Consider the following 13,183-nt stretch of genomic DNA (forward strand, 5'->3'; position numbering starts at 1 on the left):
AACTATAAATTTAATTCTTAGTGAAACGTTTTTTTTCCTTTTCGTATAAAAGGAGGTTTAACGATACGTGCGGTGTATTGCTTCGTGCCCATGATAACATCACAATAATCTTCATGGTGTGCGTAAGGGATTCTACCCAACGCAATGGAAGTACCTAACGTCGGTGAGTAACTCCCGCTGGTGATTTCACCTTCTCCTTTTGGTGTAATAATTTTTTGATGGTTACGTAGAATACGTCCTTTTTCTTCGAGTACCAACCCAACAAGTTTGCGCGTGAGATTTTCTTTTTGTTGGTTGAGTGCTTGACGGCCGATAAAACTGCGATCAATCGGATCCCACGCCACGGTCCACGCCAGGTTGGATTCTAAAGGAGTCGTGGTGATATCCATATCTGAACCTTGTAAATTTAATCCTGCTTCGAGTCGCAAGGTATCCCGTGCGCCTAATCCGCATGGTTTACTCCCTAATTCAATGAGACGTTGCCAGAAATTTTCCGCTTCATGCAGGGGTAAAATAACCTCGAGCCCATCCTCACCGGTATAACCGGTTCTTGCGATAAACCAATGATTATCGTGGAGACAATGAAACGGCTTTAATGCGCTTATTAAGGACTGTTGATGCGCATTGAAGGCTTGTAGCGTTTTTGTTATCGCATGAGGACCTTGAATGGCAATAATGGCGAGATCGGTCCGTTCAACGATCGAAATCGTCGGGAAATTCTGCGCTTGTTTTTTCATCCAATCCAGATCAGAGTGCCGATTCGCGGCGTTAATGACGATACGATAAATGTGTTCAGAAAGTTGATACACAATTAAATCGTCTAAGACTCCACCGGCATCATTTAACATGCAGGTATATAAGGCTTTTCCCGGAATAAGACGTTGCGGATTGTTAGCGAATAAAAAACTAAGATAGGGTAATGCGGCTTGACCTATAATATCGACAGCAAGCATGTGCGAAACATCAAATAAACCACTGTCTTGTCTGACAACATGATGTTCTTGTATTTGTGAACCATAATGCAACGGCATTTCCCAGCCGGCAAAATTGACGAGTATCGCCCCATTTTTTTTATGCTGTCCGTGAAGAATTGTTTTATTTTCCATGAATGCTAGCCATTTCGTAAGTTTTTCAATGTCCTCATTATAACGATTAGGTGATAAATTACTAGCGTTTGAAGGTTACTCAATCATTGAAAAAGTTAATTCAAATGGGTCAAGATACCATCCAGTTCGTCTAAACTATTATAATGAATGATAAGTTGACCTTTCCCTTTTTCCGTTTGTTTAAAGTAAACTTTCGTTCCTAATAATTCCGATAGCTTACGTTCTAATTGTTGTACATCCGCATCACCATGGAAAGGTTGAATCGTTTTGGTCGAAGTAAGTTCCAGCTTTTGTACAAAACGTTCCGCTTCGCGAACCGATAATTTATTTTTTACAATTTTCTCAGCCGCTTGAATTTGTAGAGGACTGGATAAACTCAGTAAAGCTCTTGCGTGGCCCATTTCAAGTTGTCCTTGTTGTAATAAACGTTTTACGGGAGGTGCTAAATGTAATAAACGAAGTAAATTGGTAATCGTACTGCGTGAACGACCTAAGGTCGTGCCAATTTCTTGATGCGTGAGTTTAAATTCATGAATCAATCGTTGTATCCCTTCGGCTTCTTCCAGTGGATTTAAATCCTGGCGTTGAATATTTTCGATCAAGGACAATGCGAGAGCGGTTTCATCTGAAATGTCTTTGACAAGTACAGGCACTTCATTAAGATGCGCTAATTGAGCAGCGCGCCAACGACGTTCACCGGCGATAATTTCGTAGCGGTTTTTCTCAATAAGGCGTACCACAATAGGATTAATAATCCCTTGCATGCGTATTGAGTGCGCTAAATCTTCGAGTGCATCTTGGGTAAATTCTCTTCTCGGCTGATAACGACCGGCTTGCATGTATTCAATAGGTAAATGACAAAGTTCTTCTTTTTTAAGCGTTTGTGTTGTTTGTACTAAATCTTCAAACGGTTGACCGCTTAATAACATATCAAGATTTCGACCTAAACGAGATTTTTTCATCCGAGTACCTGCTCAATGGATGATGTTTTTTCAGGGGAACGCGAACGTTTTTTTAAAAAAACGTTCGCGGGGGTATCGGTGGATGCATGTATCGATGGAATAGCACGGCCGTCACGGGTTAATATTTCTTTGGCTAAATTTAAATAGGCCTGACTTCCATTGGATTGAGGATCATACAATAAAGCGGGTTGTCCATGACTCGGTGCTTCTGCAAGTCGAATGTTGCGTGGTATTCGCGTCGTATACAGTTTATCTTTAAAATGCATCGAGAGCTCTTCTGAAACTTGTTTGGCGAGACTATTCCGACCGTCAAATAGCGTACGAAGTATCCCATGAATATATAAGTTGGCATTGGCAGTCGCACGTAAACTGTGTAATGTGTTCATGAGATTACTTAAACCTTCTAAAGCAAAATATTCACATTGCACGGGAATAATAACCGACTGAGCGGCAACTAATGCATTAATTGTTAATATATTTAAGGATGGCGGACAATCGAACAGAATATAATCATAATGATCTGCCAAGGGCATTAGCTTTTTTTTGAGTGTATATTCACGTTGTTCGGTTTTTAAGAGTTGAATTTCAGCATGCGTTAAATTTCCTGAACCCGGTATTAATGTATATTTTCCGGGCGTTACGATTAAACTGTGCTCGATTGAAATTTCGCCTAATAATACCTGGGCACTATGCGATTTATATTCTTTTTGTAATAGACTGCCAGTGGTTGCATTGGCTTGAGGATCGAGATCAATTAATAGCGTTTTTTGTTCTAATAAAGCCATCGATGCGGCAAGATTAATGGAGGTGGTGGTTTTACCCACTCCCCCTTTTTGATTTACGATAGCAATAATTTTGCCCATAATGTCCCATAATTTATCGTGACAAGTTTGATATAGTATAACGGCTTACTGAAAACTTGCTACACCATTGGATGGAATACCGATTTGAATAAAACGTGACTATCATGCGAGTAGGTTGACACATAAAGAGTTTTTAATGTTCAAATTTTTTCAATACTGCATTTTGCTATTGGCCATCGGCTTTACATCGTCTAGTATAGCAAAACCGATTCAAGTTATCGCTGCTGAAAATTTTTATGGTGACGTTGCAAAAGAAATGGGTGGTGATTTTGTAAAAGTAACCACCATTCTGAATCAACCTTTTCAGGATCCGCATTTATTTAGTTTAACACCGCATATTGCTAAGGTTTTGGAACGAGGGGATCTCATTGTTTATAATGGTTTAGGTTATGATTCCTGGATAAAAAACCTATTAAATGTACAAAAAAATTCCCAAAGAACCGTGATGTGCGTTGCTGATTTAATGCATAAAAAAGAAGGGGATAATCCTCACATTTGGTACGATCCCCATACCATGTCGGTTTATGCGCAAGCTTTGAGCCAATTTTTAATGACAATTGATTTTCAGCATCGTCAGCAATATCAAGCTCATTATCAGGCATTTATGGCGCAGCAGAAAAAGTTATACCAACTGATAAAGCGTATAAAACGTCAGCATCCCAATATTTCGGTGATTGCAACAGAGCCTATATTCGGTTATATGGCACAGGCGTTAGGATTTCGTATGGAAGGAATCGCTTTTCAACACAGTATGATGAATGGTGTGGAACCGAGCCCCCAACAGGTTCAAGATTTCCAACGTCAATTACAGCAACATCGTGTCAAACTGGTTTTTTTCAATCGTCAAGTCAGTAGTCCTTTAGTCTTTTATTTATTACATCAAGCAGAATTAAATGGGATTCCTATTATAGGTGTTACCGAAACTCAACCAGTGTCAACCACTTATTATCAGTGGATGAACGATCAATTGAAACGGGTGGAGTATGTGCTCAATGAACGCCATTGAATTTAAACAGCTTAGTCTTGCCTATGGGCCACGTTGTATTTTTCAAAATTTTACAGCGTCTATTAAGGGGGGAGAATTTGTTGCTATTTTAGGCGCGAATGCGGCTGGAAAAAGTACATTACTCCGTTCTATTTTAGGTTTAATTCGACCTATCCACGGATCGATTTCATTATTTGGACAAGCGATTCATCAAGGCGCCCCTTTTATTGGCTATATGCCTCAGATGCGACAAAACAATAACAATAATTTGAGTGCTTATGCATGGTTAGGTGCTAATTTAAAAGGATATCAATGGGGTTTACCTTTTTTAAATTCAAAAAAAAAACAGGAATTGCAGCGTGTTATCCATTTGGTAAACGCTGAAACTATCGCGCATCGACCGTATAATCGTTTGTCGGGAGGAGAACGTCAACGTTTATTATTAGCGCAAGCATTATTGAATAAACCCAAAATTTTATTGCTGGATGAACCACTGATGAATTTAGATCCCCATTACCAGGCTGCATTGGTTCATTTAATTAATACGATTCGTTTGGACTATGGCATGACCATCTTGTTTACTTCACATGATATTAACCCGTTGTTAACCAGTGTTGATAGAGTACTTTATTTGGCGAAAGGTCACGCCGTGATTGGTTTAGTCAATGAAATTATTAATAGTAAAAAATTGAGTGAACTGTATGGCATGGATATAGACGTTATTCAGCACGAACAGCAACTTTTTGTCATCAATAAAGAATTAGGATTCCATCATCATGTCAACCATTGTCGACCCGACCTTGATCATTTCTCTGTTTGATTATTATTTTTTACGAAACGCGTTGATTGCAGGCACGATTGCTGCCGTTCTAGCAGGTTTCGTAGGCTATTTTATGCTCATCCGCAAATTAGCATTTGCGGGCCATGCGCTCGGTCATATCGGATTTGCAGGCGCGACAGGCGCCGGCTTAGTGGGTTTAACACCCGTGATGGGACAATTGTTTTTGACCGTATTCGCAGCAATAGGAATGGGGTGCTTAGGTCACAGAGTGAATAAAAGCGATATCACCATTGGTGTCATTTTGGCGTTGTCCTTAGGATTAGGCGTTTTATTTTTACATCTTTATACGCAGTATGCCGTGCAAGCGATGACGATACTTTTCGGTAATCTTTTAGGGGTGTCATCCCATTTAATAAACATGATGTTGATTGATTCTATTCTTAGTTTATGTGCGTTAAGTATTATCGCACGACCTTTATTATTCTCTAGTTTGGAACCCGAATTAGCCGAAGCAAAAGGAGTTTCTTTATCGTTTATTTCGATTGTGTTTATGATTATTGTGGCAGTGGCTGTTACGGTCACCAGTCAAGTAGTGGGTGTACTTTTAGTCTTTACGTTATTGATAGGACCCGCAGCCTCTGCCTTAAATTGGACACAGTGTGTTGCTAGTGGTTTGTTTTTAACGGTGGTGTTGGGTGTTTTGATGGTGTGGTTCGGTATTCTTTTAGCGTTCGTGACCGATTGGCCTATCCCGTTTTGGATTAGCGCGTTAACGGCGTTTAATTATTTTTTGAGTTTTTTAGGAAAAAAAAATCGTTCATAAAAAAAGGAGCAGTGTGTTGAGATAACAAGGCTCCTTTCTCAATGAGGAATGTTTAATCATCCCAATTTAAGCTTCCGCCCGTTTGATATTCGGTGACCCGTGTTTCAAAGAAATTTTTCTCCTTTTTGAGATCGATGATTTCACTCATCCAAGGTAGAGGGTTGCTAACACCGGGATATTGCTCAGCCAAACCGATTTGCGTGAAACGTCGGTTACCAATGAAACGTAAATAATCCCACATCAGGTTTGCATTTAATCCAAGAATACCGCGTGGTAGTGTATCTAAGGCATACTGATATTCTAAATCAACGCCTTCTTTAATGAGATTAATGACATAACGTTTGAATTCAGGTGTCCATAGATGAGGGTTTTCCAATTTGATCTGATTAATAACATCGATACCAAAATTCAAATGCATGGATTCATCACGTAAAATATATTGAAACTGCTCGGCGGTTCCCGTCATTTTATTTTGCCGACCCATACTGAGAATTTGTGAAAAACCAACATAGAAAAATATGCCTTCAAAGACCACATAAAAAGCAATTAAATCACGCAATAAACGTTGATCAGTTTCCGGAGTGCCTGTACGGAAATTGGGATCGGCTAAACTTTGCGTAAAAGGAAGCGCCCATTCTGTTTTTTTAGCAACGGTGGGGAGCTCACGGTACATATTGAAAATCCGTGCTTCGTCCATCCCTAAGCTTTCGATGACATATTGATAAGCATGGGTATGTAAAGCTTCTTCAAAGGCTTGCCGGAGTAAGTATTGTCGACATTCAGGGTTTGTAATATGGCGATAGACGGCTAAAACCAAATTGTTGGCAACCAGCGAATCGGCTGTTGAGAAAAAACCTAAACTGCGCTCGACAATGAGTCGTTCATCCTCGCGGAGTCCTTTTGCGTCGCGCCATAAAGCGATATCTGCGGACATATTGATCTCTTGTGGCATCCAATGATTCGCGCAGGCCGCTAAATATTTTTCCCACGCCCATTTATATTTAAAAGGGACTAATTGATTTAAATCCGCACGACAATTAATGATTTTTTTATCATCAACGTGTACACGCGCGGCGCCTACTTCAAGTGTTTCTAGACCGGTAAAGCCGCTACCGATTGCTTGTTCAGTGGTTGCAGTCATCTTTTAAGATCCTCTATCGTTAATGAATAACAGGATGTATTCCCGTATTCCTACATTATATTACGCTTAATTATTCAGCTCTGTATTTTAGGATTGTTTATTGACAAGATTCGCAATCCGGATCCACTATCGAGCACGCGGGAGTTGCGACGGTGTTCATGTGTACTGAATTGAGATGACTTTTCGCCAACGTCGCCTTTTCAGTATGTGTTGCACCCATTGTCCGTAAGTAGTAGCTTGTTTTTAACCCCTTTAACCAAACCTGTTTATAAAGTTCATCCAGCTTTTTGCCCGATGCGTGCGCCATATAAAGATTTAACGATTGACTTTGGTCAATCCATTTTTGACGGCGTGATCCGGCTTCTACGAGCCAATGTGCAGGAATTTCAAAAGCGGTAGCGTACAGCTGTTTTAAATGATCAGGAATCCGTTCAATTTTTTGCAAGCTCCCGTCATAATATTTAAGATCATTGAGCATCACAGCGTCCCATAATCCCAGTAATTTTAGATCATTGATTAAATAGGGGTTGATCATCGTAAATTCACCCGACATATTCGATTTTACAAAAAGATTTTGGTACGTGGGCTCTATCGATTGCGATACACCACAAATATTGGAAATAGTCGCTGTCGGTGCAATGGCCATGCAATTTGAATGACGCATGCCATGCATCACTTTTTTTCGTAATGTATCCCAATCAAGACGAGCCGTTCGATCTTGATCGAGAAATTCCCCGCGGGCTTTTTGTAATCGTGCAATGGAATCGAGCGGTAAAACACCCTGACTCCACAATGAGCCGGGAAAACTTTCATAAGCGCCTCGTTCATGAGCTAAATCACTGGACGCTTCTATCGCGTAATAGCTTATCAATTCCATGGTCTGATCGGCAAAAGTAATGGCAGCGTCTGAAGCATAAGGGAGTCGTAACTGATATAAGGCATCTTGGAATCCCATCAGACCGAGACCGATAGGACGATGCTTTAAATTAGAACGACGTGCTTGAGGGACCGTATAATAATTGATATCAATGACATTATCTAACATGCGAATTGCCGTGCGAATGGTTTGACGCAGTTTTGTTTTTTCAATTTCACCCGATTCAGTGAGGTGCTGAGGAAGATTAATACTGCCTAAATTACAAACGGCAATTTCGTCAATAGACGTGTTGAGCGTAATTTCTGTACATAAATTGGAGCTATGAATGGTGCCTACATGCTGTTGCGGTGAACGTAAGTTACAGGGATCTTTAAACGTAATCCAAGGATGGCCCGTTTCAAATAACAAACTTAGCATTTTTCGCCATAACGTCGCAGCAGGGATGGTTTTGAAATTTTTAATTTCGCCGCGCAACGCTTTCGCTTCATAGGCTTGATATTTTTCTTCAAAGGCTGAGCCAAACGCATCATGTAAATCAGGCGTTTCATCCGGTGAGAATAATGTCCAGTTTTCCCCTTTCATCAGCCGCTTCATAAATAAATCGGGGACCCAATTTGCCGTGTTCATATCGTGCGTACGACGTCTGTCATCACCGGTATTTTTTCGTAATTCGAGAAATTCTTCGATATCTAAATGCCAGGTTTCTAAATAGGCACAGACGGCACCTTTACGTTTACCGCCTTGATTGACGGCGACAGCGGAAGCGTTGGCGACATTTAAAAAAGGGACGACGCCGAGCGATTTACCATTCGTGCCTTTAATGCGCGCACCCATGGCACGAACGGGCGTCCAGTCATTACCGAGACCCCCTGCAAATTTTGAAAGTAAGGCATTATCTTTTATGGCGCTGTAAATGTGGTCGAGATCATCGGTCACCGTGGTTAAGAAGCAACTGGAGAGCTGTGGACGCAGTGTCCCGGAATTAAATAATGTTGGCGTGGAGGCCATATAGTCAAAGGAGGATAATAAATGATAAAACTCAATTGCACGATCATTTTTGTTGCTCTCGTGTTGCGCAAGTCCCATCGCAACACGCATAAAGAATGCTTGAGGCAATTCAAAGCGGATATGATCGGCGTGTAAAAAGTAGCGGTCATAGAGGGTTTGTAACCCAAGATAAGTAAACTGTTGATCACGTTCAGGAAGAAGTGCCTGACTTAATTGTTCTAAATCAAACGTGTGTAATTGCGGATCCAGCAATTCTAACTGGATACCGCGTTTAATATAGTGTTGAAAATAATGGGAATAGATACCCGAATGACGGTGGGTGTGCAGGGGTAGCTCAAGAAAATGGAGCGCTTCGGCATATAAGGTGCGTAATAAAAAGCGTGCAGTCGCATAGGTATACTGTGGATCGTGTTCAACGAGTGATCGCGCGCTGATAATCAGCGCTTTGTCAATGTCAGCGGCAGGCATTCCATCATAGAGATTACGTAAGGTTTCTTGTAAGATGCGCTCATGTTTAACGTCTTTTAAATCGTTACAGGTTTCTGTGATCAATAAACTTAATTGAATGAGATCCAGTGGACGTTGGCTACCGTCCGTTAAGGTTATTTGTAATTGAATTTCAGAGTGTGGCTTCGTTTCTGCACGCATTTTTCGACGTTCTTCGCGATAAAGCACATAAGCCCGCGCGACTTGATGGGCTTCCACCCGCATTAACGCGAGCTCGACTTGATCTTGTATTGTCTCAATCGATAATGTCCCGCCCTGCGGATGACGTTGTTGTAGGATAGTTGTGATTTGTTGCGTGAGTTGCGATACGCGTTCATGGATGCGCGTTGATAACGCCGCTTGTCCACCTTCTACAGCGAGAAAGGCTTTTGTAATAGCGACTCTGATTTTACTGGGATCGTAATCAACCAGTTTACCATTACGTTTGATGACCTGTAATGTACAGGTTGATGTGTTCTCTTGTTCTGATCCCTCTTCAGGTAGTAGAATCTCAGCGCTGTTAAGCAGAAGAGAAGAAGTCATTTGTTCGGATGAAAGCCCGCTCATGGATGCTCCCTAAATAAGTTGTGAGGAATTATGCCTACGGAAATGATATAACACAATATCATGTGGTTTATGTATTATGCAACCACCATATGAAGTGAAGATGTCTTTAGTAAGCTGTGAGTAAGTTGGGTAAAACAGGTGAATCGAGGTCGTCTATTTTTAGTCGAGTTGGAACAAATTTTATACGTCAACATTCAATTTTTTCTTTTAAGGCCGGTATTTTTTTAATTTTTCAGTAAATTTCAGTAAAGTAGAGGTGATATGGAACCTATTTCTTGTACAGCGATCCCCAAAACTATTTTTCGAGCCTATGATATTCGCGGTGTTGTTGGAGAATCGATAACGCCAGAATCGATTTATATTCTGGGTCAAGCGATAGCGAGTGTTGCGAAACGAGAAGGCGAGAAGACGATCATTACAGCGCGTGATGGACGTTTATCAGGCCCTCTTTTAGCAGAAGCGCTGCATCACGGATTACAAGATAGCGGTTGCCAGGTGATTGATATCGGCCAAGTTCCAAGTCCCGTACTTTATTTCGCAACAAAGCATTTGCAATATCACTCGGGAGTGATGTTAACGGCAAGCCATAATCCATCCAATTATAATGGCTTAAAGATTGTTTTAGCAGGGAAAAGCCTATCTGGCGATGCAATTGATGCGCTCTATCGACGTGTTCAAGCAGGTGGCTTTGTGTCGGAGGAAAAAGGATCGTATCAACAACTATCCGTTACGGAAGCGTATCTGAATCAAATTACACAAATCATTTCTTTAGCAAGGCCTTTACGTGTGGTCTTAGATTGTGGAAACGGCGTGGGTGCAGTGGTTGCCCCTGAATTATTGCGTCGATTAGGGTGTGAGGTGATTGAGTTATTTTGTGAGGTGGATGGTCATTTTCCCAACCATCATCCCGATCCAAGCGTTCCTGAAAATTTAAATGATCTGATTGCGTGTGTAAAAGAACATCAAGCCGATATCGGACTTGCCTTAGATGGTGATGGCGATCGATTGGGTGTGGTGACAAATCACGGTGAAATTATATGGCCCGATAGACAAATGATGGTGTATGCGGCCGATGTCTTATCGCGTAATCCCGGCGCACTTATTATTTATGATATTAAATCTACCAGTCATTTGGCAAAACTCATTGCGAGAAAGGGTGGCCGATCATTAATGTGGAAAACAGGTCATTCCATTATGAAAGCGAAGTTAGAAGAAACAGGCGCATTATTAGCGGGCGAAATGAGCGGACATATTTTTTTTAAAGAACGTTGGTATGGTTTTGATGACGGGTTATATACGGCTGCTCGATTATTAGAAATTCTTGCAAAGACTGAAAAAAGTGTCAGTGCTCTCTTTGCGGAGTTACCGAATCGTATTCACACGCCCGAATTAAAAGTCGCCATTGCAGAACATAAAAAATTTTCATTTATGCAGGATTTCCAAATACACGTCAATTTTCCTGATGCAACATTGATTAAAATAGACGGTATTCGCGCTGAGTTTAGAGATGGTTGGGGCTTGGTTCGCGCGTCGAATACCAGTCCTTATTTAATTCTTCGATTTGAAGCGGATAACGTCATGGCGTTAACACGTATTCAGGATTTATTCCGATCGGCGTTATTGGCGAGAAATCCCGAACTCAAATTACCGTTTTAAACTAAAAATGCGTATTATTTCTTTAAATGTGAATGGTATTCGCTCTGCCGCGCGAAAAGGGTTTTTTGAGTGGTTGAAGCATCAAGATGCCGATGTGGTTTGCTTACAGGAAACGAAAGCGCAAAAACATCAACTCAATGATTCAGTTTTTATTCAAGGCTATGAGGCCTATTTTTTTGATGCCGAAAAAAAAGGGTACAGTGGCGTGGCGATATATAGCCGACTAAAACCAAACAATGTCACAACAGGTTTAGGTTGGGCCTGTGCGGATAAAGAAGGTCGATATATTCAACTTCATTTTTCTCAATTAAGCATTGCTTCTTTGTATATGCCATCGGGCAGCAGCGGAGAATCTCGTCAACGTCTTAAATTTCAATTTTTGGATTCTTATTTGCCTATTTTAAAAAAACAACGTCAACAAGCAGGTGACTTTATTATTTGTGGAGACTGGAATATTGCACACAAACCCATTGATTTAAAAAATTGGCGGTGCAATCAAAAAAATTCTGGATTTTTACCTCAAGAGCGCGCGTGGTTGACTCAGGTATTGGGACCTATCGGTTACGTAGATGCTTTTCGAGCGTTGAACCCACAACCCGATCACTATACCTGGTGGTCTCATCGGGGTCGCGCGTGGGAAAATAATGTGGGGTGGCGAATTGATTATCAGATCGTTTCAAAAGAGATCAAAAATAAAATTAAATCGGCTATGATTTATAAAGATCAACGATTTTCAGATCATGCCCCTTTGATTATTGATTACAATTTTTAGAAGTAGTTGGTATTTTTTCTATCGAAGAATGGGTTGTGTGGGAGTTAAAAAATAGCGATAAACGTGTCGATTTTTCCTTAAAAATGAGCGAATAACTTTCTTTTAAAAAATGAAGCACCGCATGATTTTGCAAATGGATTGCCAGTGGATCAGTTGGATGGTGAGTGACATAGGGCGTAGTCACCAGATCCTTTTCAATCGGTTTTAAGGCTTGTTTATTTAAAAGTATCGTAAATGTGTTGGAATCGAGATGATGGAGCGTCTCCATGATGGTGATCATAGATTCATCGACGGTGATTGTTGATTCATCAATGTGTAGGTGATGATCAAGGGATAAATTTTCGTAAAAAGCAGTTAAATTTTGACTCGTTTCAGGATGAGGGGCTTTATGAACACGAAACAACGGTCGTTTTAAATTCCGAATCCTCCATTTTAGTTTCGTGACATGATAAGTCGATTTGATAATCAATTTTTTAATTATTTCGTGGATACGTTTCGAAGGCGAAATAGACGGGTCGGGTAAAAACTGGGTTAAACCCTGTGTTTGTTTTTTCGGAAGTAAGTAGTTCCAATGGGCTTTAAGATTGATGAGTAAAAAGACGGGTTGTGTAGTGTCGGGAGAATAAGCCCAGTAATATCGTTGTGTACTTGCGTTATAGGCGAGTAAACCTAAATTGATCTTAAAATAAGCGGCTAAGGGAACTAAAATTTCAAAGCCGATATGCATTTTATCTTGATTTAATGTTTGATCAGTGACGTCAAGGTGATCGATTTTCATTTCTTTTTTTAAAAGTTCAATGTAGCCATCATAACCAATTTGACGTAATGCATTCGAAAGTTCCTGTGTTAATTTTTTAAGTGTATAGGATTCGGGCCTGTGGAGTAAAAAAGCCTTAAATTGTTCAAAATTACTCAAAGGATCCGCTAAGCATTCTTTAAGATTGCCGCAGGGTAAATGGTTCAGTAACGTTGTTTTGAAATGTTTGAAGCGATCAGCGTCTAAGCTCAGTTTATGGGTTGTAATGGCGTCAATTAAAGCGCAAGCAAATGCGTATAGGCCGCAATTTCCATCCCCGGTTGGAGATATCATCCAATAAGCATCTGATCCCACCGTGCACGAAATAATTTTTTTATAGTCATTATCCATAAAAAAGAT

11 protein-coding genes are annotated in these 13,183 nt (G+C 40.6%); 5 read left to right on the plus strand and 6 right to left on the minus strand.

Features of this window, described 5'->3' with window-relative positions; translation table 11 throughout:
* Window positions 1-17 precede the first annotated feature (17 nt).
* The 3 genes from gcvT to RICGR_RS01600 form a co-directional block, all read right to left on the minus strand.
* The gene (gcvT, locus tag RICGR_RS01590; RefSeq protein WP_006035791.1) at window positions 18-1,106 is read right to left on the minus strand and encodes a glycine cleavage system aminomethyltransferase GcvT; all 1,089 of its coding nucleotides are present in this window, start codon (window positions 1,104-1,106) and stop codon (window positions 18-20) included.
* A 95-nt stretch (window positions 1,107-1,201) separates the two neighbouring features.
* A complete protein-coding gene (locus tag RICGR_RS01595; RefSeq protein WP_006035004.1) occupies window positions 1,202-2,068 on the minus strand; it encodes a ParB/RepB/Spo0J family partition protein in 867 nt (288 codons plus the stop codon).
* Window positions 2,065-2,931, minus strand: a complete 867-nt coding sequence (locus tag RICGR_RS01600) for a ParA family protein (protein WP_006036012.1) — start codon at window positions 2,929-2,931, stop codon at window positions 2,065-2,067. The genes RICGR_RS01595 and RICGR_RS01600 overlap by 4 nt, the downstream gene beginning before the upstream one ends.
* A gap of 136 nt (window positions 2,932-3,067) precedes the next feature.
* Between RICGR_RS01600 and RICGR_RS01605 the strand changes: the two genes are divergently transcribed.
* From RICGR_RS01605 to RICGR_RS01615, 3 genes are read left to right on the plus strand one after another with little or no spacing between them, the layout of a single operon-like run.
* A complete protein-coding gene (locus tag RICGR_RS01605) occupies window positions 3,068-3,937 on the plus strand; it encodes a metal ABC transporter solute-binding protein, Zn/Mn family (protein WP_006035370.1) in 870 nt (289 codons plus the stop codon).
* Entirely contained in the window at window positions 3,924-4,736 is an 813-nt protein-coding gene (locus RICGR_RS01610; protein WP_006034750.1) for a metal ABC transporter ATP-binding protein, read from the plus strand. Before RICGR_RS01605 ends, RICGR_RS01610 begins: the two co-directional genes overlap by 14 nt.
* Window positions 4,693-5,520 (plus strand): metal ABC transporter permease, encoded by an 828-nt coding sequence (locus RICGR_RS01615; RefSeq protein WP_006035618.1) that lies wholly within the window; start codon window positions 4,693-4,695, stop codon window positions 5,518-5,520. Before RICGR_RS01610 ends, RICGR_RS01615 begins: the two co-directional genes overlap by 44 nt.
* Window positions 5,521-5,572: 52 nt before the next feature.
* Here the strand turns inward: RICGR_RS01615 and RICGR_RS01620 are convergent, their stop codons facing one another.
* Complete coding sequence (locus tag RICGR_RS01620) at window positions 5,573-6,661, minus strand: ribonucleotide-diphosphate reductase subunit beta (RefSeq protein ID WP_006034783.1); 1,089 nt, start codon at window positions 6,659-6,661, stop codon at window positions 5,573-5,575.
* Between the two features lie 97 nt (window positions 6,662-6,758).
* Complete coding sequence (locus RICGR_RS01625) at window positions 6,759-9,575, minus strand: ribonucleoside-diphosphate reductase subunit alpha (protein WP_081441721.1); 2,817 nt, start codon at window positions 9,573-9,575, stop codon at window positions 6,759-6,761.
* Window positions 9,576-9,860: 285 nt separating this feature from the next.
* Here RICGR_RS01625 and RICGR_RS01630 point away from each other — a divergent pair, with 285 nt between their 5' ends.
* Together RICGR_RS01630 and RICGR_RS01635 are read left to right on the plus strand one after the other, a co-directional pair.
* Window positions 9,861-11,255: a phosphomannomutase/phosphoglucomutase gene (locus RICGR_RS01630; protein WP_006034989.1), complete on the plus strand. Its 1,395-nt coding sequence runs from the start codon at window positions 9,861-9,863 to the stop codon at window positions 11,253-11,255.
* Between the two features lie 7 nt (window positions 11,256-11,262).
* On the plus strand, window positions 11,263-12,027 hold the full coding sequence (locus RICGR_RS01635; RefSeq protein ID WP_006034983.1) for an exodeoxyribonuclease III: 765 nt from the start codon (window positions 11,263-11,265) through the stop codon (window positions 12,025-12,027).
* On the opposite strand, the gene RICGR_RS01640 is transcribed toward RICGR_RS01635, so the two are convergent.
* Window positions 12,008-13,174, minus strand: a complete 1,167-nt coding sequence (locus RICGR_RS01640; protein ID WP_006035948.1) for a hypothetical protein — start codon at window positions 13,172-13,174, stop codon at window positions 12,008-12,010. The two genes, RICGR_RS01635 and RICGR_RS01640, sit on opposite strands and share 20 nt — an antisense overlap.
* Between the last annotated feature and the right edge of the window lie 9 nt (window positions 13,175-13,183).

This window comes from Rickettsiella grylli (assembly GCF_000168295.1).
In the GTDB taxonomy this organism is placed as follows: Bacteria; Pseudomonadota; Gammaproteobacteria; order Diplorickettsiales; family Diplorickettsiaceae; genus Aquirickettsiella; species Aquirickettsiella grylli.

Bases quoted from the DNA above. Each gene is read 5' to 3' on its own strand.
- RICGR_RS01625 (WP_081441721.1), bottom strand. From the start codon at position 9,575: ATGACTTCTTCTCTTCTGCTTAACAGCGCTGAGATTCTACTACCTGAA.
- RICGR_RS01610 (WP_006034750.1), top strand. From the start codon at position 3,924: ATGAACGCCATTGAATTTAAACAGCTTAGTCTTGCCTATGGGCCACGT.
- RICGR_RS01640 (WP_006035948.1), bottom strand. From the start codon at position 13,174: ATGGATAATGACTATAAAAAAATTATTTCGTGCACGGTGGGATCAGAT.
- RICGR_RS01635 (WP_006034983.1), top strand. From the start codon at position 11,263: ATGCGTATTATTTCTTTAAATGTGAATGGTATTCGCTCTGCCGCGCGA.
- RICGR_RS01620 (WP_006034783.1), bottom strand. From the start codon at position 6,661: ATGACTGCAACCACTGAACAAGCAATCGGTAGCGGCTTTACCGGTCTA.
- RICGR_RS01595 (WP_006035004.1), bottom strand. From the start codon at position 2,068: ATGAAAAAATCTCGTTTAGGTCGAAATCTTGATATGTTATTAAGCGGT.
- RICGR_RS01630 (WP_006034989.1), top strand. From the start codon at position 9,861: ATGGAACCTATTTCTTGTACAGCGATCCCCAAAACTATTTTTCGAGCC.
- RICGR_RS01615 (WP_006035618.1), top strand. From the start codon at position 4,693: ATGTCAACCATTGTCGACCCGACCTTGATCATTTCTCTGTTTGATTAT.
- RICGR_RS01600 (WP_006036012.1), bottom strand. From the start codon at position 2,931: ATGGGCAAAATTATTGCTATCGTAAATCAAAAAGGGGGAGTGGGTAAA.
- gcvT (WP_006035791.1), bottom strand. From the start codon at position 1,106: ATGGAAAATAAAACAATTCTTCACGGACAGCATAAAAAAAATGGGGCG.
- RICGR_RS01605 (WP_006035370.1), top strand. From the start codon at position 3,068: ATGTTCAAATTTTTTCAATACTGCATTTTGCTATTGGCCATCGGCTTT.